At 52.6% G+C, this 26,085-nt stretch carries 15 protein-coding genes; 10 read left to right on the top strand and 5 right to left on the bottom strand.

Features of this window, described 5'->3' with window-relative positions:
* Positions 1–28: 28 nt before the first annotated feature.
* From A3849_RS12735 to A3849_RS12720, 3 genes are all read left to right on the top strand, one after another.
* On the top strand, positions 29–3,097 hold the full coding sequence (locus A3849_RS12735) for a glycosyl hydrolase (RefSeq protein WP_218619233.1): 3,069 nt from the start codon (positions 29–31) through the stop codon (positions 3,095–3,097).
* Between the two features lie 220 nt (positions 3,098–3,317).
* The gene (locus tag A3849_RS12730) at positions 3,318–4,190 is read left to right on the top strand and encodes a PhzF family phenazine biosynthesis protein (protein WP_074111764.1); all 873 of its coding nucleotides are present in this window, start codon (positions 3,318–3,320) and stop codon (positions 4,188–4,190) included.
* Between the two features lie 709 nt (positions 4,191–4,899).
* A complete protein-coding gene (locus tag A3849_RS12720; RefSeq protein ID WP_074111762.1) occupies positions 4,900–5,667 on the top strand; it encodes a DUF817 domain-containing protein in 768 nt (255 codons plus the stop codon).
* Between the two features lie 80 nt (positions 5,668–5,747).
* Here A3849_RS12720 and A3849_RS12715 read toward each other — a convergent pair whose 3' ends face one another.
* The 4 genes from A3849_RS12715 to A3849_RS12700 all read right to left on the bottom strand — a co-directional run bounded on the left by A3849_RS12715 (position 5,748) and on the right by A3849_RS12700 (position 8,830).
* Positions 5,748–6,953 (bottom strand): ROK family protein, encoded by a 1,206-nt coding sequence (locus tag A3849_RS12715; RefSeq protein WP_256700755.1) that lies wholly within the window; start codon positions 6,951–6,953, stop codon positions 5,748–5,750.
* Between the two features lie 31 nt (positions 6,954–6,984).
* Positions 6,985–7,524, bottom strand: coding sequence for a chromate transporter (locus tag A3849_RS12710; RefSeq protein ID WP_074111761.1), 540 nt, complete (start codon positions 7,522–7,524; stop codon positions 6,985–6,987).
* Positions 7,525–7,544: 20 nt separating this feature from the next.
* The gene (locus tag A3849_RS12705) at positions 7,545–8,171 is read right to left on the bottom strand and encodes a chromate transporter (protein ID WP_074111760.1); all 627 of its coding nucleotides are present in this window, start codon (positions 8,169–8,171) and stop codon (positions 7,545–7,547) included.
* A 203-nt stretch (positions 8,172–8,374) separates the two neighbouring features.
* Positions 8,375–8,830, bottom strand: coding sequence for a CBS domain-containing protein (locus A3849_RS12700; protein WP_074111759.1), 456 nt, complete (start codon positions 8,828–8,830; stop codon positions 8,375–8,377).
* Positions 8,831–8,962: 132 nt separating this feature from the next.
* On the opposite strand from A3849_RS12700, the gene A3849_RS12695 reads away from it, so the two are divergent.
* The 7 genes from A3849_RS12695 (at position 8,963) to A3849_RS12665 (ending at position 23,444) form a co-directional block, all read left to right on the top strand.
* Positions 8,963–9,397 (top strand): MarR family winged helix-turn-helix transcriptional regulator, encoded by a 435-nt coding sequence (locus tag A3849_RS12695; RefSeq protein ID WP_306010704.1) that lies wholly within the window; start codon positions 8,963–8,965, stop codon positions 9,395–9,397.
* A 354-nt stretch (positions 9,398–9,751) separates the two neighbouring features.
* Positions 9,752–13,597, top strand: a complete 3,846-nt coding sequence (locus A3849_RS12690) for a X2-like carbohydrate binding domain-containing protein (protein WP_074111757.1) — start codon at positions 9,752–9,754, stop codon at positions 13,595–13,597.
* 432 nt (positions 13,598–14,029) lie between these two features.
* A complete protein-coding gene (locus A3849_RS12685; protein WP_074111756.1) occupies positions 14,030–16,318 on the top strand; it encodes a helix-turn-helix domain-containing protein in 2,289 nt (762 codons plus the stop codon).
* Between the two features lie 879 nt (positions 16,319–17,197).
* The gene (locus A3849_RS12680; RefSeq protein WP_083609439.1) at positions 17,198–18,145 is read left to right on the top strand and encodes an ABC transporter permease; all 948 of its coding nucleotides are present in this window, start codon (positions 17,198–17,200) and stop codon (positions 18,143–18,145) included.
* A gap of 15 nt (positions 18,146–18,160) precedes the next feature.
* Complete coding sequence (locus tag A3849_RS12675) at positions 18,161–19,066, top strand: carbohydrate ABC transporter permease (protein WP_074111755.1); 906 nt, start codon at positions 18,161–18,163, stop codon at positions 19,064–19,066.
* A 184-nt stretch (positions 19,067–19,250) separates the two neighbouring features.
* Entirely contained in the window at positions 19,251–20,930 is a 1,680-nt protein-coding gene (locus tag A3849_RS12670) for an extracellular solute-binding protein (RefSeq protein WP_074111754.1), read from the top strand.
* Between the two features lie 150 nt (positions 20,931–21,080).
* Entirely contained in the window at positions 21,081–23,444 is a 2,364-nt protein-coding gene (locus A3849_RS12665) for a glycoside hydrolase family 95 protein (protein ID WP_074111753.1), read from the top strand.
* A 121-nt stretch (positions 23,445–23,565) separates the two neighbouring features.
* On the opposite strand, the gene A3849_RS12660 is transcribed toward A3849_RS12665, so the two are convergent.
* Positions 23,566–26,010: a glycosyl hydrolase family 95 catalytic domain-containing protein gene (locus tag A3849_RS12660; RefSeq protein WP_074111752.1), complete on the bottom strand. Its 2,445-nt coding sequence runs from the start codon at positions 26,008–26,010 to the stop codon at positions 23,566–23,568.
* Positions 26,011–26,085: the final 75 nt, after the last annotated feature.

Here is a 26,085-nt window from a genome sequence, read left to right as displayed (position 1 = left end):
ACCGGATGGCGAACGGGGAGATGAACAAATGATGAACTTGCGGGATGACCTGAAGAACCCGCCTAACGCATACCGATCCGTTCCGCTCTGGTCCTGGAATGACCGGCTGGAGAAGGAGGAGCTGGAGCGGCAGATTGAAGAGATGCACCGGGCGGGGATTGGCGGCTTCTTCATGCATGCCCGGGGCGGGCTGCAGACGCCATACATGGGCGAAGAATGGATGGAGGCCATCCGCATTTCGATTGAGAGAAGCCGTGAGCTCGGGATGAACGCCTGGTTCTATGATGAAAACGGCTGGCCCAGCGGCTTTGCAGACGGGAAGGTGCCCGCCAAAGGACTGGCCTATCAGCAGAAGCAACTGCTGTGTGAACAGGCTCCATTTCAGGATGCGCCGGAACTGGAGCGGACAATTGGCTGGTATGCCGCCGCAGCGGACGGACAGAGCTACCGATTGCTGCTTCCGGGCGAAGAAGCCGGTGCCTCCTTGAGAATCAGCTATGAAGTAAATTCCTACTATACAGATACGCTCAGTCCGATGGCAGTAAAAGAATTTATCGATACCACCTACGAGCGTTACTGGGAGCAATTCGGTGAAGCCTCCGGTGCGGAGCTGAGCGGTGTATTCACGGATGAGCCGCAGTTCGGGCGCGGCGGGCTTCCCTGGTCTTTTGAGCTGGGGGAGATGTTTACTTCAAGGCATGGAGGCGATGTGAGGGCGGTTCTGCCAGCGCTCTTCCTGGATACGGAAGGCTGCAGCGAGGCCCGATATGCTTACTGGGAGACCGTAACCTTCATGTTCACGCAGGCATATGCCAAGCAAATCGGAGACTGGTGCGCAGGCAAGGGCTGGTCGGCGACCGGGCATGTCGTCGATGAGCAGGAGCTAATGAATCAAGTGACCTCTATTGGTGACCCGATGGCCTTCTATGAACACTTGCAGATTCCCGGCTGCGACTGGCTGGGCAGGTTTGTGGGGAGCGATGCGCTGGTGCCGAAGCAGGTCAGCTCGGTGGCCCGCCAGCTCGGCAAGAAGCGGACAATAACCGAGAGCTTTGGCTGCTCCGGCTGGAACGTCAGCTTCGCTGACCTTAAACGAATCGGCGAATGGCAGTTCGTACATGGCATTAATCTGATGTGCCAGCATTTGCAGGGGTACTCTTTGAGGGGATTGCGCAAACGGGATTACCCGCCATCCCTGTTTTATCAACAGCCTTGGTGGAGCGACTATAAAGCCTTCAATGACTATTTCGCCAGGCTGTCCCTGCTGCTCTCCGAAGGCTCGGCCCAGGCGGAGGTTCTGTTGCTGCATCCGGTGCGTACAGCATGGACGCTACAGCGCGGCAGGGATCATTCCGCTGTGGTGCCTTATCATGAAGCTTTTGCCCAGCTCACGAGATGGCTGTGCCAGAGCCTGATCGAGCATGACTATGGCAGCGAGGGCATAATCGCCGGACATGGCAGGGTCAGCGGCGGCCGCTTCATCGTCGGCGAAGCGGCGTACCGTGTAGTTATTGTACCGCCTAGTGTGACCGTCGACAGGCAGACTGCGCAGCTTCTGCGGGAGTTCGTTGCGCAGGGGGGGAAGCTGATTGCTCTTGACCCTTGTCCGGCGCGGGTTGACGGTAAGGAGGATGTTGAATTCGCACGCTTCATGCAGGCTGCTGTTCTGACAGAATGGAGCCGCGAGGCGTTGTGCCGGGCGGTGTCCGCGGCCAGCAAGCCGTTCATCCGAATCAGCGGTGAAGTCGGGGAATCCGTCGCTGCGGATACGATCAATGTACGGACCCTGGAGCTTGCGGGCTCAACGCTGCATTATGTGGTGAATTCCGGCACGGAGTTCTACCCGCTGCTGAATATTCAGCTGGCCCGTGAGGGCACAGTTTCGCTGATTGATCTAGAAACCGGAGATATCCGTCCGCTGGAGCTGGGCGTGCGCCTGCGGCTTCCGCTGCATCCCGGCCAGTCCTATATGCTGAAGCTGGATCCGCTTCCGAATCCACCATTATTAACAGGGGACGCTAAGGCGACCGAACCGGTGGTGCCAGGGGAGAATGTGGAGACCATGGCGGTGAAGCTGGCGACAGATTGGGAAATGGTGCACTCCGATCTCAACAGTCTGACGCTGGACAACGCACGCCTTCGTGTGGATGGAGGGGAATGGTCACAGCCGCAGGCGGTGATTTTTATCCAGGAGGAGCTGCTGGCTTACGGAAGGCCGGTTGCGGTGGAACTGGAATTTGAATTTCACATCGATTTCGATACGGCCAGACAGAGGGAGCTGTTTCTTGTACTGGAACGGCCGGAGGAGCTGGAGATCGAACTGAACGGGGTTAAGGTAGAGGCGGTCAGCGGAGGCTGGTGGCGGGATATCTCGTTCAAGACCCTAGATATCAGCCGCCTTGCGGTATCCGGCCGGAATACGTTAGTTCTGAGAATGGAGTTCCTTGGCTCACAGGAAATCTCGGAACGACTGGCCCGGGCTAAGGCATTCGAAGCGGAAGGCAACAAGCTTACGATCGATCAGGAGCTGGAGAGTATCTATCTGCTTGGCGATTTTGGAGTACATTCGAGTTCGGGGTACACGGACGGAGAACGCAGAGCGGTATTCACGGATGGACCCTTCCGTTTGACGGAGCCGCCACGGCAGGTGCAGACAGGGGATTTAACCCGGCAAGGGTTTCCTTTCTTCTCCGGCAATATGCGCTTGCGTCAGAGCCTGACCGTCGATGCAACGCAAGCAACTGCTGTGAAATGCTCCTTTCAGGCCCCACCTGATGCAATAGTAACAAAGCTGTTCATTAACGGGGCCGAGGTACGCACCTTTTTGTGGGAGCCATACCACGCAGAGGTTTCTTCCTTTTTGCATAGCGGGTGTAATGTCATCGAAGTGGAGCTGACGAGCAGCTGCCGCAACCTGCTGGGACCACATCATCATATCAAAGGTGAAGTCTACAAGGTCGGGCCGGACAGCTATAAGGATAAGCCGGGCTGGACGGACAAGGACCTGGATAAGGATACGCATGTGTATCAGGCGCGGTACGCGTTTGTAAAGTTTGGACTGGCGGCAACTCCGCTTATTCATGTAGAGCAGGCTTAGCACAGACAACCAAGTGGTTACATGAACAAGGCAATGTTGAACTTTTGAAACCAGCGGCAAAAATAAGAGCAGCACATATTCGCCGGGAAATTGACTCTGAAATTTTGGAATATTGTGTTTTTTCGCATATTGTCCCCGTTCTCTTAATGAACTATAATCTTCATTCTAGGACAAGCAGCAGGTTATACGACTAGAAAAAGATATGGAGAGGATGGCCGGAATGAATGTGGAAGTGTACACTTTAAATGCTTTTGACAAAGACGGAAGCGGTGGAAACCCCGCCGGGATAGTACTGGATGCAGGCTCCCTGAATACAGCGGAAATGCAGCGTATGGCGAAGGAGGTTGGCTTTTCGGAGACGGCTTTTGTGGAAAAATCGGCGATTGCCGACTTTAAGGTCCGTTATTTCACTCCGGCCAGCGAGGTGGATTTGTGCGGGCATGCGACGGTTGCTGCTTTTTATCTGATGTATTCCTTGAACCTGGCTACGTATGCCACCTATACCCTGGAGACCAAAGCCGGATTATTGGAGGTCAGCATCAGCCATGACGGGGATGTCTATTTGTCGCAGTCGCTGCCACAGTTCTATGAAACCTTGCCAAGAGAAGAAATTGCAGCATCGCTTAGAATCGGCGCAGAGGAATTGGCCGGGGAGCTGCCCATTCAGATTGTGTCCACGGGGCTGCGGGATATTCTGATTCCAGTCAGTACCCGTGAGCTGTTAGCCAGGATACAACCTGATTTTGCCGCAATAACAGCGGTCAGCGAGAAATATAACGTCATCGGCTACCACCTGTTCACACTCGATACCCCGGATGATGCCGCAGCCGAATGCCGGAACTTTGCGCCGCTGTACGACATTCCTGAGGAGAGTGCAACAGGGACCGCAAGCGGCGCGTTACTTAGTTATTTGTACAAATACGGGCAGCTGTCCATTCAGCAGGCTCAGCATGTAGTGTTCAGGCAAGGATATTCGATGAGCTGTCCTTCCGAGATTAAGGCTGGATTAAGCCTGAACCATGGCGGTGAGATTACCCGGGTTCAGGTGGGCGGGATCGCAGCAGGCATACAGCGGAGAAGCATTGTGATCTGAGTGCTGGTCTCGAAGAGAGAACAGTTATGGGATAAGGTTAAGCTATTCTGTCCAAGAGGCGGCACAGGTGGCAAGCAGCAGTTCATTTCTTGTATCTAAAAAATACAGCCCGTTGGCATGCCGTGATATTTGCGGCTCCAAATGGGCTTTTCGTTATCTGTGGGAACACGGCTATAGTCTTAATTTGCAATTGAGAAAAAGGAGTAAATTGTGGCATAATCTGAGAAATGAGATACCTTAAGGGAGTCGAAACCAGTGGCTATAGAACCGCTTATTTTTTTGACGTGTATCATCTGTTTTTTGTCCCCAATCCTCTTGCGAAAAATTATGCTTCCACTTCAAGTGGGAGCTGGAATTCTACTGGTTTTCGCTATTATGGCATTTCATGACGAGGTTCAAGTTAAAATGATATATTTGATTGCATTCATTTGGGTATTTGGTTCAATTAGTGCGTTGAGCATAAAAAGGAAATAGCAGGGAATGTAATATTTTATTTACCTTTTCTGTAAAATGTATATGACACATTACGCAAACGGAATTATGGGATGTATGAGAGGATCAGATCAAACCGTTGGAATGTCTAAAACAGTAATAAAATATCGTTTATCAATTAAAATATATTGATAAACGATAAATTATGTGTTAAATTCAAATTGATCATGCTGCTGTTCTTCAACAAAAGTGACGCACATTAGAGGAGATACCATTATTGAAACCATTCATACAACTTCTGCATTTTGGCTATCATCAGGCGATGAGCTGTATATTTCCGGTTGCGATCTTTGGAACCCTGGCTCTTTCTAGCGTAGTAAAGCTGCCCTTCATTTATCGTTATGATGCCGTTCTACTTATACTGCTTGCCGTGCAGTTCCTTATGTACCGGAGTGGACTCGAGACGCTTGATGAGATTAAAGTAATCTGTGTATTTCATATTATTGGATTAATGCTGGAAATGTATAAGGTAAGGATGGGATCGTGGTCATACCCTGAACCCGGATTTACGAAGCTATTCGGTGTACCGCTCTATAGCGGATTTATGTATGCCAGTGTAGCAAGCTATATGTGTCAGGTATGGCGCAGACTGAAGATGGATATGACCGGCTGGCCGGGGCTTGCCTATGCGGGGCTATTGGGAGGAGCCATCTATCTGAATTTTTTCACACATCATTTTCTTCCGGATTTTCGCTGGTGGCTGACGGCGCTTGTGCTTGTTGTCTTCTGGAGAACATGGATCATCTACCGGGTACAGAACATTACTTATCGAATGCCCTTGACCCTGGCCTTTTTTCTTGTGGGTTTTTTTATCTGGTTAGCTGAAAATATAGCCACATTTTTTAGTGCATGGAAATATCCCAACCAGCATGAGGCCTGGCATCTGGTTAGCTTCAGTAAGATCAGTTCATGGTTCCTTCTGGTCATTATCAGCGTCATTATTGTTGCCCAGCTAAAACATGTTAAAGCCGGCCGGAATACGTAAGATTCATGTTCAGTACAATAGCGGCAGTCTGGGACTTTGTATTTCCGTCCAGGCTACCGCTGTTTCTTTGTGTACCCGTCTCAATCCGTAAGCTGATTCAGGATTAAGGCAGCCGCACCGGCTGCAACCGCGTTGTCGCTAAGGCTTCCTTTGGTGAAGCGGACCTTGTATTGCTCGCGGTAGTAGGTTTTTTCGAGGGCGGTCCTTATGGCCTCCTGATAGAATACATCGGCAGCCGAGAATAGGGGGCCGCCCAGAATGACCTCCTCGGGGTGGAGGATATTGATCAGATTGGCCAGCCCAATGCCGCAATAGACCGCCGCTTGCCCGAAGATTCTGTTCACTGCGGAATCCCCGGCCCGCAAGGCTTCAATTAAATGGCTGAATTCCAGATCCTCCGGGCGGTCCGAAAGCTCGCGGAGGATCGTGGATCTGCCGCGGTTCCACTCCTCCCGGGCCTGCCTTTCCAGAGTGCGGATGGAAACGTAGGATTCCCATGCCCCGTAATTGCCTCCAGGGACGCTTGAGGCGACACCGGTGCTCTCAATGATCATCTGCCCAACAGCCCCTTCGGTGTCGATGACACCGTACAGAATCCGGCCTTCATTCATAATGGCAGAGCGCAGACCGATGCCGGCATGCAGGTAGAGCAGCTGATGCTGCCGCCGGTCGCCACCAGCCCAATATTCGCCAAGCAGCGCGGTGTTTGCACCGTTATCCAGGCACACCGGCACCTCCAGCCGCTGTTCCAGCCGCTCTTTGATGCGCACCTGCGACCAGCCTGGTGCGGTGAAGCCGGCAGGTGTCAGAATTGTTCCTTCCTTACGGTCTAAGGGGCCAACGGCCCCAATCCCGAGTCCGATGACCCGGCTGATGTCAATGGAAGCCTGCTCCAGCATACGCAACACCTGCGCATACACGGAATCCATCAGACGTTCCGGTGTGGCATACTCATCCATAGCCCATGTATATTCATCCAGCAAGGTTAGATGGAGATCTGCAAGGACCAGCCTCGAATGGGTCCGGGAGATTTCCAGGCCGAACACATAGCCGTAGTCAGGATTGGTCTCATAGAGCGTGGGCCTTCTGCCGCCGGTCGATTCCCCGTAGCCTACCTCCAGGAGCAGATTTTGAGCAAGCAGTTCATCGAGGATACGGGTTAAGGTACTGACGGTCAAGCCGCTTTCCTCGAGGAGTGTATGTTTGGATACGGTCCCTTTTTTTCTGACGGACAAATACATATCCTTGGTTCTGGAACTGGAAATAAGTGAATGAATAGGCAGCACAAAGGTCTCTCCTTATTAACAAGTATCCCGATCAGGTAAAGAGGGCAATTCCGACTAAACCTGATAACAGAATGACATAAAAAGGGTGGGTCCGCAACTTCCATAACGCAAATAAGGAGGCGCCAAAAATCCCCCAGAGCATAATCTGATCGTAGGTGAAGGCCATGCTGATCATCCCGCTGGTCCTGGAGAACCGGTAGGCTCCATAAAAAATAATAGCGGCGACAACCGGACGCAATCCGTAAAAACCCGCTTTCACCAGCTTGTGCTGATAAATCCGGTAGAAGAAGCCCGCAATCAGGACGGACAGAAGCAGCGAGGGCAGCAGGATGCCAAGCGTTGCCAGCAATGCCCCTGGAAGAGCAGCAGTTTTATACCCTACAAAAACAGCGGTGTTGGTAGCAATAGGTCCGGGGGACATCCCGGCGACAGCGGTAACATTCATATATGTATGAAGATCCATCCAGCCGTTTCGCTCCACTTGCTCTCCAATCACCGGAATCATGGCATAGCCCCCGCCAAAGGATAACAGCCCTATCATAAAAAAAGTCCGGAACAGCTCCCAAAGCATAATGTCAGCTCCTTAGAGGCCTAAATATAGTAGTCGATATATCCTGCAGCATCGGCGTGCTCCTGTTCCAGCTTGACGGTCAAGCCCAGCATGTCCTTGATTCGGACCTGGACAATTCCGGCAGCTGCCCCGCCGATAATGATGTACAGTGGATTCAGATCGAAGGCGGCCATAATCAGGATGGCTGTCAGGACCGTGCCGAGCGTTGTTTTATCCACCACAGCCGCTCTGGCAATTTTGTATCCGGCGAAGGCTATGAGTGCGACAATCGTCGCTTTGATGGCTTTGAAGGCGGCGGCAATCTTCGGTTGATCCTGAACCTGGAGAAACGCAATGCCAAGACCGATAACGATGAGAAAGGTGGGAAGAATGATGCCGATGATGGCAGCAATTGCACCTGGAATACGGGCTACCTTATACCCAATGATCGTCGCGGCATTGACCGCCACAGAGCCGGGAATGGACTGGCCGAGAGCAAGCACATCTCCGGTCTCCTGCATGTTCATCCATCTGCGGCGCGTAACCACCTCTTGTTCAATGACCGGAATTACGGCGTAGCCGCCTCCGAAGGTGACAGGTCCGATCTTGAAGAAGGTCCAGAAGATTTGAAGAAGCAAACTCCAATTCACCCTGATATCCTTAAACATATGAATAACTCCTTTCCGTACACTGGACAAAACAAACACCGCATAGCATAGCATACTTAAATTCATTTTGGAATTTAGAACAGCTTTTTACTCGTTTAATTTTATTTATGGGGATATTGGGCGCAATAAAATCAGCAAACGGCAAAAAGGCTCCACTAGCCGGAAAAACGACTGTGGAGCATCTTTTAAATGTAGAATGCGGGTTAGAGCAGGGTTTTAAAGGTATGACGGATCACATCGCCGCGGCTGATAATACCGACAAGCACACGGTTTCGCTCGACCGGGACCTTTTTGATCTGTTTTTTGCCGAGAATGGTGGCGATTCTCTCAATATCTTCATCCCAGGGAACGGTGATCACCTTCTTCTTGGCGATATCCAAGACATTCAGGTTCAGCAGTCTGCGCGTTCGCTCCTCAAACTCCTCATTATCTCCGACAAATACATTGATCTGAAAAAAAGAATCGACGATAAGATCCTCATGTTTGCCGATATATCTCATGATGTCCCCATCGCTCAAATAAGCGACAATCTCATTTCTGTCATTTACTACCGGCATGCCGCTGATCCGGAACTGAATGCATCGTTCGATAAAGGTGCGAACCGTATCGGTTTCCTTGACTTTGTATACTTGTCTGACCATAAACTCTTGAGCTTTCATAAATTTCCCTCCGCAGGCTACGATTCCGCTAAATAACTTGTATAATGAAAGTATATACTTGTATTATACAAGTGGGAATGGTAATGTCAATGATCATACTACGCATTTTCTACAAGAAAGGACACAATTATCATGGATCATTCAATTGATGTGATAGAGCTGGAGATGGCCATTCTGGTCCGGCGCCTTGTCTCCATGACCACCTATAGAAAAATTGGCAATCTGGACCGCTCCGCTTATCTGCTGCTGCATCAAATTGCCTCCCACGGCTCAGCCGGAGTGAAGGCTCTGTCCGATGAATTCCATTTGGATATTTCCACAGTCAGCAGACAGGCTGCTGCCCTGGAACAGAAGGGCTATGTGAAGCGTATCCCCGACCCGGTAGACGGGCGCGCGTATTCGCTTGAAATGACGGATACGGGTGAAGAGGTGCTGAATGAGAACAAACAGGCACGGCAGGAGAGCATAGGGAAAATGCTGTGTACCTGGAGCGATGGGGAACGTGTGATTTTTGGTGAGCTTTTACGGAAATTTAATGCTGCGATTCATGAGGAAATACCGGAGTAGGACAAGCGTTCCGGGATGAATTCTAATCTCCGGGATAAGCATAGTACAACTAAATGGTTATTGAATTTTATCGTGTAAAACTCGTGCGTTGTGGAAATGTTGAGCCTTGGGCGGGATTCATCCCCTCAGGGTTTTTTTGTGAGATAAGGGAATTTGGCTGTTCTGCCGGGATTTGCCCCCTCTGAACCGGGAGAGCTGTACGCCGAACACCGCAATTGTACCTATTCAAAACGGGCTGCCTCCCCCTATGATCTACTCGTGTAGAAAGCGCTACCATTTGAAGACGCATACACATGAGGCAGGTCCGTCCGAAAAGGAAAGCGCTTTATTAACTGCGAGGGGAGCTGGGATATTTTGAAGTCTTTGGCTAAAAAGATCGGGGTCAGTCTGCTGCTGTTTATGATGGTGGCTGCACAGGCTGGATGGGTAGGAACCACAGGAAATGTGGCGGAGGCGGCGGACAAATCGCTGGCGCAGAAGCCATATATGGGCTGGAGCAGCTATAGTATGCAGGTGTATGAGCCCTCCGGCAACTGGATATCGGCGGAGAGCATCAAGAAGCAGTCCGATGCCATGCACGAGAAGCTGCAAGCTTTTGGATATGAATACATTAATATTGATGCGGGCTGGAATGGCAGCATGGATGAATACGGCCGGCCTTTGCCGAGTGCCGAGCGTTATCCTAACGGTTTTCAGGAGGTCATTGACTATGTGCATAACAACGGGCAGAAGATCGGGATCTATCTGATTCCAGGCCTGTCGATTGACGCGTATAACAAGAACCTTGAAATCTATGGAACCAACGGGGAGTGCCGGGTACGCGACATTGCAGTGCAACCGCTGAAAATCATGGATTACTGGGATTCCTACAGCTACAAAATCGATTTTCAAAATCCCTGTGCCCAGAAGTACATCGACTCCATAGCTGATCTTCTCGGAGAATGGGGTATCGACTTTGTGAAGTTCGACAGTGTAACCCCGGGGTCGGGTATCAACAACCTCAGCCGTGATGCACGCGGTGATGTTGAGGCCTGGTCCAAGGCTCTGGACAGACATAATATCTGGTTCGAGCTATCCTGGGCGCTGGACCATAACTATGCAGATTTCTGGAAAAAATATGCCAACGGCTGGCGGATTCAGTGGGATGTGGAGTCCTATGACAGTAATGTCGGCTTGACGCAGTGGGCCAACATTGCCAGACTGTTCCCGGACGCCGCGATCTGGTGGAGAGATGCCGGACCCGGAGGCTGGAATGATTTCGATTCCCTGAATGTCGGGAACGGTGCTATGGACGGCTTGACGAAGGATGAGCGGCAGACCGCCATGACCTTCTGGGCAGTCTCGGCGGCACAGCTCTATATCGGAAATGATATGACGCGGCTGGACGATTATGGAATGCAGCTGCTGACCAATGACGAGGTTATCGCTGTCAATCAGGCCGGACATCCCGCCCATCCGGTGTCCATGGATACCCAGCAGCAGGTCTGGTATGCCAATAACGGGGATGGAACCTATAATGTTGCTTTGTTCAACCTCGGCAGCCGCAGTGCTGCAGTGGATGTCAAATGGAGCGATATTGGACTTGAGGGACCGGCCTCTGTCCGCGATCTCTGGAGTCATAGTGAGCTGGGTTCCTTTGACACGGGCTTCAGCGGCGGGGTACTGGAGCCGCATGCATCCCGGATGCTGAAGGTAACCGCCAAGAGCGGAACCTCCACCGTGAACGATGACGATACGAATGTCCGTTATACCGGATCATGGCAGCGCAACGGAGGCAAAGAGCAGACTCCGGGTTCACAGGATATTACTGTAAAAATCACGGATTCGGCTGCAGCTCCCGGAGAAGGACAGCCGGGCGGTAATCCTTCTCCTAGCCCGGTTACCCGTTCGGTCTATATCAACGACAGCGACAGCAGCATCACTTACAGCGGAGCCTGGTCGTCGCAGTCCGGCAGAACCGCCGGAGATTACGGGGCAGATGTACATTATACCGAGACAAACGGTGATTCCTTCGAGTACACCTTCAAGGGAACAGGCATTGAGCTGCTAACCGAGAAGGATTCCTCGCAAGGGGACGTACAGGTCTATCTGGATGATGCCGTGACTCCGCAAACGGTAAGCACCTATACTGCTGGAGCCAAGGAAGCACAGCAGGCCGTTTACAGTGCCAACGGCCTTACCGACAGTGAGCACACGCTTAAGGTGGTTAAGGCCTCAGGCCAGTACATGCTGCTGGATGCGCTGAAGATTAGTGTCAATCAGCTCATTGCCCCTGCCACAGGAAGCTTCGACAAGGCGCCTGACAAACAGGCTGATGTAGCTGTCACATTGCCTGCAGGCAGTGACTCCCTTCTGGAGATTAAGAACTGTGGGGCTGTCCTTACGGAAGGAAGCGATTATTCCGTCAGCGGAGGCGTTGTGAAGATCAAGAAGGAATATCTTTTCAATCTGCCTTCAGGTGCAGCGGAGCTCTTGTTCATCTTTGACGGAGGTGCAAGCGAAGTGCTGACAGTGACCATTACAGGCTCTGCTACTGTTCGCTATTCGCTGATTAACAATGACGATCCGGGGATCACTTACAATGGCACCTGGTCACGCAGTTCCGGGAGAGGAATGGGCGACTACAAGGATGATGTGCAATATACCGAGAAGGATGGGGATTCCTTCGAATATACCTTCAGAGGCACTGGCATTCAGCTCTATACAGAAACGGATACCTCGCAGGGCGACATGGATATATATGTGGATGGGATGTTCCAGCAAACGGTCAGCGCTTATCATAACGGACGCCAGGCCCAGCAGAATCTGTACAGCCTTGCGGGTCTGCCTGAAGGCTTCCATACCCTCAAGGCTGTGAAGAAGTCAGGCAGCTTCATGCTGCTGGATATGCTCAAGGTGGAAATCCCCGACCTGGTCAATCCGGTAGAAGCAGCCTTCGACCGAGCAGTACCGGCAGATATCGAGGTTAAGCTGCTGCGTCAGCCGGAGCTGTTCGGCGGCATCAGCCAGGGCACTTATAAACTGGTGGAAGGTACGGATTATACAATTGCCGGAGACACTGTAACCCTCAAGGCTGCGTACCTCGCCGCGTTGCCCGCGGGCACTCTTCCACTGAAATTTGCCTTTAGCGGAGATTATCAGAACGATATTCATTTTACAGAGACAGACGGTGATTCTTTTGAATATACATTCAGCGGGACTGGAATCTCCTTGTCCGGACCCAAAGGGCCGGATATGGGTGACATGGAAATCTATGTGGACGGTAAGCTGATTCAGACCGCAAGCGCCTACAGCGGCAACCGGCAGATTCTGCAGAATCTCTTCAGCCTTGCAGAGCTGCCCGATAGCGTTCACGTACTGAAGGTGGTGAAGAAATCAGGTGCGCTGATGTTCGCTGATCAGCTGAAATACAACGTCAGCACCAAGGCCGGTGAACCGGCAACACCTAGCGAACAACCGACATCAACGCCAACGCCATCACCTTCTGCTACCGCATCACCAGCTCCGGTAACTCCAGGACCCGCTGTTACTACGGGCCCGGTTGTGACTGCGTCTCCATCTGCTACTCCTGTTCCAAGTGCTTCGCCGGAAGCGGTGAAACAGCATACGGCATATATGAGCGGGTATCCGGACGGTTCCTTCAAACCGGATCAGAAGATTACCCGTGCCGAAATGGCGGCACTGCTATTCAAAGCTTCTCCACAGGAGAAGCAAGGAAAGGCTGTAGTCTTCAGTGATGTGCCTTCCGGATATTGGGCGGCCGAAGCAATAGCTGGCGCAGCGGAAATGGGACTGATGACAGGCTACCCGGAGGGTACCTTTAAGCCGAATCAGCAGGTCACGCGGGCGGAATTGGCCAGTCTTGTTGCAATGCTAAGCAAGAATAATCCTATCCTTGGAGGCGGATATACAGACGTTGCCGCCGGTCACTGGGCACGTTCAGCCATTCTTCAGGCTCAGGGAGCAGGCATACTGAATGGCTATACTGATGGTACCTTCCGTCCCGGAAAGGCACTGACCCGTGCCGAAGCGGTGACCGCGATGAACAGGGCACTCGGCAGAGGTCCGCTCTTCGGTGCTGAAGCCTCCCCGTGGAGCGATGTCCCGGTCACCCACTGGGCATTCAAGGACATCCTCGAGGCTGCCACTGCTCATGAATATAAGGATAGGAACGGTGGCGGAGAACAACTAAGCGATTAAGGAGAAGCAGATAAAAAGCACAGGAGCCGGCAACGGCTCCTTTTCAATCGAGAAGGAATCTGAACTATTCGGCTGCTGCCTGAACATCATTTCCCAGGCAATGAAAATCGTCGGCTTATGGAATAGAGCCTGTATTTGTGGCCGTAGTGCAGCAAATGTTTCTGATGATGCGGATTTAGAAGGCCCTATTCCATTCTTCCTATACAGGACGAGGATGATGACTATAGAGCATTCAGCGGATTCTGTGTCCGCCTGACCAGAAAGATAAGCTTTTTATGGGGAATAAAGGCGCTCCAGCTGCCGGGAATACACTCTGTCGGATTGTAGTTACAACCGTCTTTTCGAATGGCGCTGGAGACAAAAGCTTGACTGTGAAGCAATTTGTTTTAAGCTTATGCTGTGAGCGCTACCAACTGAGAGGGGAATCAAACCATGCTCAAACACTCCAAGGTTTTCCGCAGATTTCTGATCTCCTACATCATTATTCTAATTATTCCGGGCATAGGCGGCTACATGTCCTACCGAACATCGATCTCTGTAACAGAGTCCATTTCCATCGAGAACAGTGTGATCCAGCTGCAAAAAAGCCAGGAAATTCTTGAGCGCCGGATGGCTGAAGTCGAGGGGCTGACCCGGCAGCTTGCGGTGAATCCTGAACTGAACGTGCTATTGAATGAACGGGGAGAGGGGACCAATGTCTACGGAATCTGGAGGACCATGCGCAATGTGCTGACCTTCGGCCAGACGAATGATTTCCTGCAGGATTATTATATTTATCTCGCCAATTACGATCTGGTGCTGACCCCCGGCTCTTCTTACCGTCCGGAGCATTACTATGAGATATATCATTACAACGAACTTCCACTGGCGGACTGGAAGAAGCAGGTTCTGCAGAAAACCCACCGGAGTGAGATCAAACCGCTGAGCGCCTTTGTCAGCAAGGGGGCACAAACCTCGGTGATTACCTACATGCAGTCACTGCCGCTCGACAGCTTCAATGATTCTTCTCCGGCCGTTGTGGTCGTGATGATCGACGAGAAAATCATCGCCAGCCTGTTGTCTGGCCTGACTGAACGCTACGGGGGCTGGGTTCATATCAGCGATGCCGATGGAAAGACCATTGTGCTCCAAGGAAAAGATGAGGCATATGTGAACCGGCTTCACGCGGATTCCTCTTTTGATAACAGCAAGGTCAGCCAGTTTTACCGGGATGATCTGGTGATTTCAACCCGTTCGGATTCGAATGGCTGGGTATACCAGGCAGGCATTCCCCGAAGCATCCTGCTGGAGAATGCCAATACAATCAAATACATGTCCTGGCTGATTACCGGAGGCGCTCTGTTCCTAGGATTACTGGCCGGCCTAGTGCTCGCCTACCGGAACAGTGCACCGATCAACCGGATGCTAAGTGTGATGAAAGAGCAGTTCGGCAAGGAGGAGACGGCAGAGCAGAGTGAGTTCGACTTCCTGAGCGGAAATATTGCTAATATGATCACCAAGAATAAGCTGCTCGAAAGCGAGCTTAACCGCCAGCTGCCTCTGGTCAGGGATGCTTTTATTAAGCGGCTGGTTGCCGGAGAGTTTGAGTCACGGGAGGAGATTGTCTCTGCTGCCGCCCAGGCGGATATCGGTCTGAATCAGGGGACCGGCTATGCCGGGCTGATCCAGATTAACGGCTATTCCGGGATGGATAGCGTGGAGATCCTCAATGAGCTGAACGCCGCCCGCCTACTGGTGAAGCAGGCGCTCGCTTCGCTTACGGGACCGCTGCCTATGGCCGATATGGGCTCGGACAAAATGGTCGGCCTGTTCTTCTCCGGCCCTGGGGAATCTGCATCGGACCAGGAGGTGGCGATTACACACATCATGGAGAATTTGGCGCAATATGTGCTGAAGGAATACAAGATTTCGGTGCAGTCCGGGTTCGGAGGCTATTTCGCTTCAGTAACAGAGGTCAGCGGGTCGTTTGAGCAAGCGAAGCAGGCGCTGGAGTATGCAGTGTATACGAACAAGAAAGGCATGACATGGAATCATGAGGCCAGAATCGAGAATACGACCTATTATTATCCGCTTGATACAGAGCAACGGCTGATCAGTACCATCCGTGCCGGGGAGCTGGCTGAGGCCAAACGCATTATGGATTCCACCTTTGCGCAGAATCTTGGCGGCCGGGAGCTGTCCATTGAGATGAAGCATCAGCTGATCGGGGAGATGAAGGGTACCTTTTTGAAGCTGCTGGATCAAAAAACCTTCATGGAATCTCCTTTGTTCGAAAGCGTCAAGCAGCGGATCATCGACATCAATTCCTCGGAGCCGGCCGATAACATCCAGGCCGAATTCCATGCCGTCATGGAGGGACTTTGCGGGTACATCGCTAATAAAAAGAAGGATGCACATACCCAGATCATCAAGCAGATCTACCAGTATACCGATGACATGTATTCGGACACCGAACTGACCCTATACCGGGTGGCAGAGCATGTGGAACGGCCGGAAAAATACATCTCCCAGCTGTTCAAGGAGGTGACCGGTGTGAATTATTCCGATCATCTGGTGAAGGTACGGATGGATCAGGCGGCGCTCCTGCTGAAGGACAGCAGGTATACGGTGGATGAGATTGCGGCAAGAGTGGGCTACAACAGCTCCCACTCCTTCCGCAGAGCTTTCAAGCGGTTAACCGGCATTTCCCCCAGCACCTACAGACAATCGAATGCTGAGTAGAATAGTATTGGCCTAAGTAAAACTAATTGTCCCGAGCACCCTGCGCTCGGCAGACTAAGTGGAAAAGTAAAACTAATTGGCTCGAGCACCCTGCGCTCGGCAGCTACGTGGAAAAAGTAAAACTAATTGTCCCGAGCACCCTGCGCTCGGCAGCTACGTGGAAAAAGTAAAACTAATTGGCTCGAGCACCCTGCGCTCGGCAGCTACGTGGAAAAAGTAAAACTAATTGGCCCGAGCACCCTGCGCTCGGCAGACTAAGTGGAAAAAGTAAAACTAATCCAGCTCATTTCCCTCCATAGAGGGGGAAATGGAGTTTTTAAGTTTCCTTTTTCCACCTAAACCTTCATATTTGCTGTTTTCGGCGGAATTAAGTTCACTAATTCCACTTGGGCTTATCTCATGGTCCGGGAAAGTTGGGAAGGGACAGGGAGAAGCAGGACCCCTCGGTAAGAGGGAGGCAGAGTCTCCTGCAACCCCAAGAATAAAGCGGCTGCATTGTCCCTCCCGGGCGGTGCAGCCGTTTCTGCCCAAGGGGTATGCCAAATAATGTATCCGCTTGCAAGAACGCGGAAATCAGGCCGTCCCAGGAAGTGATGCCCCCTGCAAACCGGGCAATCTGTACGCAAAATACGGAAGTGTACCTGTTCAAAGCCGCTTATCATGCCCTATGATCAACTCGTGAGAAAGCGCTATCACACAAACTAATAATACAAAGCGAATGCTTCCGAAGCGGTTTTTGCTCGAAGGAATGCAAGGGAGCAGCGGCTGGCCAAACTAAGCATCTGCTTCCGAAGCAAGTTTTTGAAGCGAAGTGAAATCAATGAAGTAACGCTGGCCAAATTTTTAAGGGGGGAGATTCATCTGGAAAAAGAAATGGTTATGAGCACCCAAACGGCGCCCCGAAGCAAACGCCAGGGCTGGCTGCATACCGCCGGAAAAAATATCATGAAACACTGGCAGCTGCATCTGCTCGTCATTCCACCTTTGCTGTTCTTTCTGATCTTTAAGTATTATCCAATGGCGAATGCTGTACTGGCTTTCAAGGACTATAACGTAATTAAGGGGATATGGGGCAGTCCCTGGGTCGGCTTTAAGCACTTCGAGCTGTTTTTTGAGAATCCGCTGTTCTGGACGCTGGTCAAGAATACCATTCTGCTGAGCGGCTATCTGCTGCTGGCCGGGTTTCCGATTCCGATCCTGCTCGCACTGATGATTAATGAAATCCGTGGCGGCAGGTTCAAACGGTTCGTTCAGCTTGTATCGTTTGCTCCATATTTTATTTCCACTGTAGTTATGGTCTCCATTATTATGCTGTTTCTGGCTCCGCGTCTGGGGTTCGCCAACATTGCCATGAATTTCTTCGGCCTGGACTCGGTGAATTTCCTGGGTGAGCCCGGCATGTTCCGCTCCATCTATGTCTGGTCTGACATCTGGCAGACCGCAGGCTATAGCGCCGTAATCTACCTGGCTGCACTGGCTGGCATCGATCCTACACTCTATGAGGCGGCTAGGGTGGATGGGGCTTCACGGTTTCAAAAGATCCGCCACGTTGATCTTCCCGGAATTGTACCTACGATTGTGATTATCCTGATTCTAAATGTGGGTAACGTGATGGCGATTGGCTTTGAAAAGGTCTATCTGCTGCAAAACCCGCTAAATATCGCTAATTCTGAGATTATTGCCACCTATGTCTACCGGATTGGCCTTTTGAATGCCAACTATAGCTTTGCTACCGCGGTCGGCTTGTTCAATTCACTGATCAATCTGGTTCTGCTGGTTACCGTGAACGGACTGGCCAAACGAATCACCAATAACAGCATCTGGTAAGAAAGGAGTTCCTGTATGGCAGCTTCGGCAGCAGTTCCCCAAAAAATTAAAGAATCCGTCGGTGACCGGATATTTCTGACTGCGGTGTACACCGTACTCATCCTTGTAGTTATCGTTGTGCTGTATCCGCTTATCTTCATAATCAGCAGCTCCATCAGCAGTCCGGCGGCTGTCACCTCGGGCCGGGTCTGGCTGTGGCCGGTCGATATTTCCTTCAAGGGCTTCAAGGTCCTGTTCAGTACGCATGAGATTATCAGCGGGTATGCCAATTCCATCTTTTATACGGCGGCCGGTACGCTGATCAGTGTGACCCTGACGATTATGATCGCCTACCCGCTGTCGCGCAGAGCTTTTTTTGGCCGAAATGTACTAATGATGATCATTACCTTTACAATGATCTTCAGCGGCGGGCTGATTCCCACCTATATGGTGGTCCGTGAACTGCACCTGATCGATACGCGCTGGGCACTGCTGATTCCCAATGCGATCTGGGTGTGGCAGGTGATTATTGCCCGGTCCTTTTTCCAGTCCTCCATTCCCGAGGAGTTGCTGGAGGCCAGTGAGATTGACGGCTGCAGCGATATGCGCTTCATCCGCAGTGTAGTGCTGCCGCTCTCCAAACCGATTATCGCGGTGCTGGTGCTGATGTATGCAGTCGGCCAATGGAATTCCTATTTCGATGCCCTGATCTATCTGAAATCGGCGGATTTGTTCCCGCTGCAGCTGGTGCTGCGCAGTATCATTATCCAGAACAACAGTGCCGGGGCGATGGATGCCATGGCGATGGTAGAGCGCCAGCAGATGGCCGAACTACTGAAATATGCGCTGATAGTCGTCGCCACCTTGCCTGTGCTTGTCATTTATCCTTTTGTTCAGCGGTATTTCGTGCAGGGCATGCTGGTCGGCTCAGTCAAGGGGTAAGGGGAAGCGATGAACCGGTAAGGGGGTGAGGTCTTTCTTAAAAGATAAGCATTTATGCTTCGCGCAATAAATGATCCTTATCTATCTCGCTGAAACGGATATTGTCTGTTTAAGGACGGTCAACCGTTTCCACTTGGCAACACATATCCAACCTGTCCAACTACAAAGAGGGAGTTGATCAGCTTTGAAGAAAAGTTTGTTAGCCTTGTTAATGCTGGTAACGGTATTTACAGTTGTGATCAGTGGCTGCTCGGGCAAAAACAATACAGAAAGCCCGTCCGGTACAGCATCCGGCACAGCGTCTGGCAGCGGAAACGCAGCGGAGGCTTCAAAACCTGTGGAGGTCAGCGTCTTTGCCGTCCAGGAATCAGGCATTGATATCCCGACCAATAAATTCACCACATTCGTTCAAGACAAATTTGGCATCAAATTCAACTGGCAGATTAATCCCTCCGACGGCGCCAAGGAAAAACGCCAAATCTCACTCGCCAGCGGCGACTATCCCGATGCTTATTTGCTCACTGCCTACATTGATGAATTCTCCCAGGGGGATGTACTGAAATATGGCCAGCAGGGCGTTCTGGTTCCGCTGAATGACCTGATTGACCAATATGCACCGAATATCAAAGCAGCCATGGAAAAGCACCCTGAAATGAAAACGCTGAATACGGCTCCTGACGGCAATATCTATGGTCTGGGCGCTTACGCCGAGTGCTTCCACTGTTCCTATCCGAACAAAATGTGGATCAACACCGAATGGCTGAAGAAGCTGAACCTGGAAGAGCCGAAGACTACAGAGGAGTTCAAGCAAATGCTGGAAGCCTTCAAGACGAAGGACCCGAACGGCAACGGCAAAGCCGATGAAGTGCCGCTGAGCGGTTCTACTGAAGATTTTGGCGTACGCATTATTCCTTATCTTATGAACAGCTTCGTCTATGATGATGACCGCAACTACTTGAATATGACGGACGGCAAGGTGGAGTCAGCCGCTGTTAAGCCGGAATGGAAGGAAGGCCTGACCTATATCAAATCGCTGTATGATGCCGGTCTGATCGATCCGGGGGCTTTTACCCAGAATGCAGAGGCCTTTAAGAAAATCGGTGAAAATGCGGATGCCGAAATCCTCGGCGCAGGTGCAGGCATGCATCCGGCGATTTTTATCAACATCGACCCAGGCAACACCCGTTCCGCACATTACAATGCCCTGCCGCCGCTTACCGGACCGAAAGGGATCTCCTACACGACACATGATGCGGGCGGCGTGTCACCAGGCGCCAAATTTGTCATCACCAACAAAGCCAGTGAAGAGGCAAAAGTGGCTCTGATCAAGATGGTGGATTATATGTTCACACCGGAAGGCCAGACGAACGCAGCAAGCGGCATGAAGGGGATCGACTGGACCGATCCGGTGGCAGGCGATGTCGCACTCGGCAAGGATGTCAAACCGGTGATCAAGCCGATCCCGATGGCGGAAGGCGAAGCGCCGCGTAATGCGGGCTGGAGCGGAATGGGACATTTCTACATGCCTAAGGAATACCGCGACACCTTCGTTCAGGCGACTGATATCTATTCCTCGAACGGCTACGAACGCAGATTGTACAATGCTTCGCTGCTGTACCAGGGTCATGAACCTAAGGAGTTGTTCCCGCTCTGGTCCATCTGGATTGATCCGACGGAGATTGACGAAGCCAGCATGCTGCAGACGAATCTGAGAAACTACATTGAGCAGAATGAGCTTCAGTTCATTACCGGCAATAAGGATCTGAACAAGGACTGGGATGCTTACGTCAAAGGTCTGAAGGACCTGAAGCTGGACCGCTACCTGGAAATTCTGCAAAAGGCGTATGACGCTTCAGTGAAATAAGCTGCTGCACAAGCAACCGTGCTACGCCCACCCGATGCCGGCCTGCCAAGGCCGGCATCGCTGTTTCTGCTATTGTTTTTTAAGGAACGGATGGTTTAAACGGAGGTTTTATTCATATGCCAGATCAGAGAACAGACAGGAGGATGCAAATTGAGCGATTTGAAATTATGGTACTCCAGCCCGGCTGTGGGCTGGGGCCAGGGACTGCCGATCGGAAATGGCAGGATCGGCGCAGTGGTTATGGCGGCTCCGCAGCGTGAAGTGTGGAGTATGACCGAGGTGACCTACTGGTCCGGACGAGAAGAGGCTGTTCCCGGCCCGTTTGGCGGGAAGGAGGCACTACGGCGCATGCAGGGGCTTTTTATGGCTGGTGATTATGCAGAAGGTGACCGGCTTGCCAAGCAATATCTGCAGCCGGAGAAGCGGAATTACGGGACCCACCTGGGATTGTGCGAGATTGTGTTCTCTTTTGATAGTCCGGACAGGCAAGGGGAAGCTGAGAAGGAAGGGGAGCGGGCAGGGAATGAGGAAGCCCGGTTCAGACGCGGGCTGGATTTGGATCGTGCAGTTGCGCATGCGGAATCTCAGACCGGGGGGTGCACGCTGCTGCGCGAGGTTTTTGCCTCCCATGCAGATGATGTTGTAGCTGCGAGGATCTGGAGTGAATCTCCTGGCGGCGTATCCTTCACGTTAAGTGCTGCTGGCGGCACAGGCCCGTTCATTGTCCGCTCTGTGAACGGGGATACCCTGGAATTTCAAGCAGAGGCGAGGGAGCAGGTGCACAGCGATGGCACCTGTGGAGTAAGGGCTGAAGGCGGAATCAGGGTCGTAGCCTCCGGGGGAACCTTAAACTGCCGGGATGGCCGGTTGACGGTAGCCGGGGCGGATGAAGCCTGGATTTATTTTACGGTCAGCACCGATTACCAGCATGCAGGAGCGGACCTGCAGGCACAGAGTGCAAGAAGTCTGGAACAGGCGGCTGCTAAGGGCTATGCCAGCCTGCGCGCGGATCATATCCGGGATTACCGCCAGGAATTCTGCAAGGTCGATGTCCGGCTGGGACGCTCGGAGATTTCGGATCTGCCGACGGACAGACGCATCGCCCTGCTGCAGCAGAATCACAGCGGAGACCCGGAGCTGTTTGCATTGTTCCTGCAGTACGGCCGCTACCTGATGATTGCCGGGTCACGGGCGGACTCCCCGCTGCCGCTGCATCTGCAAGGGATCTGGAATGACGGCGAAGCCTGCCGGATGGGCTGGAGCTGCGATTATCATCTGGATGTCAATACACAGATGAATTACTATCCTGCCGAGATTGTGAATCTGGGAGAGAGTCATCTGCCGCTAATGCGTTACATTGAGGCTTTGTCCCGTGCGGGTAGAGTAACAGCAAGGGATTTCTACGGCAGTGCAGGCTGGGTCGCTCATGTATTCTCTAATGTCTGGGGATTCACCGCACCCGGCTGGGACACCTCATGGGGGCTCAATGTCACCGGGGGACTGTGGATCGCCATGCATCTGATTGAGCACTACGAATACAGTCAGGATCGTGGGTTTCTGGAGGGGCAGGCCTACCCAGTACTCAAAGAAGCGGCAGCCTTCTTCCTAGACTACATGACCATACATCCGGCGTACGGCTGGCTGGTGACAGGACCTTCGAATTCGCCGGAGAACAGCTTCTATCCGGAGGGTCATAGCGGTGAGAACCGGCAGCTCTCTATGGGGCCGACTATGGACCAGGTGCTGGTCCGGGAGCTTTTTGAATTCTGTCTGAATGCGGCAGCGCTGCTGAACAAGGATGAAGAGCTTCAGGTACAGCTTGGAGAGGCGATCCACAAACTCCCGCCGCTGCAGATCGGCAGACAGGGGCAGCTGCAGGAATGGCTGGAGGATTACAGGGAGGCACAGCCCGAGCACCGTCATCTGTCCCATTTGTTTGCACTCTATCCCGCCAGCCGGATTACACCCGAGGAGACGCCGGAGCTCAGCGCGGCGGCCCGGGTCACACTGGAGAACCGCATGATGCAGGATGAGCTGGAGGATGTGGAATTTACCGCCGCACTGTTTGGTCTGTACTTTGCCCGGCTCCATGACGGGGAGCGGGCCTACAGGCATATCTCGCATCTGATCAGCGGGTTATGTCTGGACAATCTGCTGACCTATTCAAAGGCTGGTATTGCCGGAGCGGAGAGCAATATCTTCGTCATTGACGGCAATTTCGGCGGAACGGCTGCCATTGCAGAGATGCTGCTGCAGAGCCGGGCTGGAGAAATTCATTTGCTGCCCGCACTTCCAGCAGATTGGAGCACAGGTTCGGTATCAGGGCTTTGCGCCAAAGGGAAGGTTGAGGTAGATATGGATTGGAAGGATGGAATACTAACCACGGCTACATTACGCACCTTTTCAGCGGGTACAATAACTGTCCGCTCGGGTGAACACCGGAGTACTCTTCTCACCGAGGCTGGAGGAAGTTATACACTGAACAGCCGCTTGGAGCAGCTGCAGGTAGGTTAGCAGCAATGACCCCGGTTATTTATCTTGAACTGAAATATTCCCTACAAAAGCGCCCTCCAATTTCAATCAGAGATTGGAGGGCGCTTCAATGTGGGGGATCTGAATCCATAACCAGAACCGGCTATTTCCTGCTGTGCTTTACTATGCGGAGGGTTTCCCCGGCAACTGTCTGCAGCGTTCCTGTCCCTCCTGTGCAGATCTGCCGCCCAACGGAATCTCCGGTACATTCGGCTCCATAGGCCCAAGGGATATAGAAGGACAAATCGGCTCCTGCTTCACTGAACACCTCAATCCACTGCACTTCACCCGCTTCAAAAGCTGCACTGACCAGGAAGCCGCCCACCGCCCGCAGGCTGCGGAATTCCGCTCTCTGCTGCTCCGGCCAGTTCGGGAAGAACCGCAGCACCCCGTTGTAGCTCTGGAGCAGGCACTCGTTGATTACGGCGGGCAGCGAGAAATTCTCGAACCAGACACCCATCCGGGACATGAAGTCAAAGTCCGCTGTATCCGGGTACCGTCCCCCGCTCATCAGTACTCTGTCGGTGCAGGTGCCGTTAGGCAGCAGACAATAGGCAATTTGCCGCTTGAACCGCTCCAGATCGAGAATGCCGAGCCGTGCTCCGGCCAGGGCTTGGAATACCAGTTCATTCCCGCCTTCATTCCGGTGATTGCGGTAGGATTCCACCGCCGTCTGATATTCTTCCGGGGAAGAGTGCAGACCATGCTCTTCTCCGGGAAAGACTGTTGCGAGCGGAACCGGGACGTTGTAGACGACCTCGGGATTCTCTCCTGCCACCGACACAAACACCTGGCCTGCATTGGATTCGGCTGTAGGATATTCTGGAAACTGATTAAGAATTTCCTGAACCTCTGCAAGCAGGCCGTCTTCCGCTTCCTCCAGTCCAAGCACCGCGCAGGCCCGGATAAATGCATGGAAAATAAATTTTGTCAGTGTCAGATCGATCAGACCATCACTGTTCCGGGCAAAGCCCGGCGCAATCTCGTACAGCTCCGGCACGACAGTAGGAAAGATATGATAACAGTCGTCATTCCAGCGCGGACCCCGGGCTTCCGGCCGCTGCATGTAGTCCGCCATGAACCGGACGGCTTCCCGGATCGGCTGGAATGCGCGGCTGCGAAGGAAGGCTTCATCCATGGAATAGAGGTAATGCCACCATAGGCTTTGCACGGTCCACGGTGTTTCACAGACCTCCCAGCCCCAGTGCGGAACCGGATAAGGCATCATCGTCATTTCCACCGGGTAGGCGGAATGGGGGAAATAAGCACCGCGCAGCCCGTAATAGTCCCGTGCCCATTGTTGGCTGACCGGCAGCACATGGTCTACCATATCCGCATATGGCAGATGCTTGTCCAGATGGTTGCTGGAGAATGCTACCCAGAATGGCTGCTGTGTATTGTAGTTCATGTGATAGTCCCCATGCCATTCCGAACCGATGGAACCATAGCTCCAGTTGGCGAACAACCCGGGACAGGTGACCCCTTCACGGACAGAGCAATTTAAAAAGTACAGATTGCGGTACCAGACCCGCTCCAGATATTCATCCTCCAGTGACACACTGGAGCACTCCCAGTATTCCAGCCACTTATCGTTTGTCCGTTGCCGTGCATCGGTGTACCCGGACAATTCGGGCGGGTGCATTTGCGCCGCCGCCTGCTGGATTACCGTCCTGTGGCCCTCCCATAGCTCCGCGCAGGCGGAGAAGCCGCTGCCGGTATCTGCGATGCTCAGCCGGTCCCCCTCACCGCCAGCCGAAGGAACTGCGCCTGCGATGCGGACCGCCAGCCGGAAAGCCTTATCTTGTTCATACCCGCTATAGGGAACCTCGGGAGCTTCCACACAGGGCAGGACTTGGGTAAAGGATAATACTCCCGCCACGGGATCAACATCGATTACAGCGGGGGGGAACACGGAAGGCGTGTTGGGGTCGGGAATGAGCCGTGCTTCGTGAAATAGCGATAGAGCCTCTCCGTTAGCAGAATTGCATACAGACATCCACAGCCGGTCCTGAACGGCATCCACAAAAACCTCCAATACAGCCCGCTTTCCCTGGACCAGAAACTCAACCGTGCAGCGTCCGTCCCCGATGTGGAGGGTGTGTCCCAGCACCTCGGCTGTACGCCGGTCATACCGGAGCAGCAGTGAACCGCAGGGCATCGGACGCGGGTAGCTTTTGCTGTAGTTGTCCCCGGCCATCTCGCAATATTCCCTGTACCACGGGTTGTCCATGAGCTGCGCCAATTCAGCGGGAAGCGCTTCGAACCGCTTATAGACCTCTTTAAAGGTCATAATCTCCTCGGCATGTTGCTCCGCTATTCGGATATCCCAGACATTATTGTGTCCAAAATGGAGCATCACCGCATCCGGGCGGGTAGTGAGCACCACCCCAAGTCCACCGTTTCCCAGTAGCGCTCCTTCAAAAAAATCTGCTGCCGGTCCCTCAAAAGTAAGGTTATGCCGGGCCGCCTGTTCCTGGGCCTGTTCTTTTGCCAGCGGCAAAGACAGGATTGAATCCTCTGAATTTCCTATACTTGTGGTTTCATGCATAGGTTCTCCTCCTTTCATCACTGCAAACGCGTAACAGGCCAGCCGTAGCAATCGGCGCATTAACCCTGCCATCCA

Source organism: Paenibacillus sp. P46E (assembly GCF_001909095.1).
GTDB lineage: Bacteria > Bacillota > Bacilli > Paenibacillales > Paenibacillaceae > Paenibacillus_AQ > Paenibacillus_AQ helianthi.
Note: the sequence above shows the minus strand (reverse complement) of the source record. Positions and strands in the feature narration are given on the sequence as shown.

Coding starts and splice junctions, on each gene's coding strand:
- A3849_RS12710 (WP_074111761.1), bottom strand. CDS start 7,524: ATGCTTTGGGAGCTGTTCCGGACTTTTTTTATGATAGGGCTGTTATCC.
- A3849_RS12660 (WP_074111752.1), bottom strand. CDS start 26,010: ATGCATGAAACCACAAGTATAGGAAATTCAGAGGATTCAATCCTGTCT.
- A3849_RS12685 (WP_074111756.1), top strand. CDS start 14,030: ATGCTCAAACACTCCAAGGTTTTCCGCAGATTTCTGATCTCCTACATC.
- A3849_RS12700 (WP_074111759.1), bottom strand. CDS start 8,830: ATGAAAGCTCAAGAGTTTATGGTCAGACAAGTATACAAAGTCAAGGAA.
- A3849_RS12675 (WP_074111755.1), top strand. CDS start 18,161: ATGGCAGCTTCGGCAGCAGTTCCCCAAAAAATTAAAGAATCCGTCGGT.
- A3849_RS12730 (WP_074111764.1), top strand. CDS start 3,318: ATGAATGTGGAAGTGTACACTTTAAATGCTTTTGACAAAGACGGAAGC.
- A3849_RS12680 (WP_083609439.1), top strand. CDS start 17,198: ATGAGCACCCAAACGGCGCCCCGAAGCAAACGCCAGGGCTGGCTGCAT.
- A3849_RS12705 (WP_074111760.1), bottom strand. CDS start 8,171: ATGTTTAAGGATATCAGGGTGAATTGGAGTTTGCTTCTTCAAATCTTC.
- A3849_RS12695 (WP_306010704.1), top strand. CDS start 8,963: ATGGATCATTCAATTGATGTGATAGAGCTGGAGATGGCCATTCTGGTC.
- A3849_RS12735 (WP_218619233.1), top strand. CDS start 29: ATGATGAACTTGCGGGATGACCTGAAGAACCCGCCTAACGCATACCGA.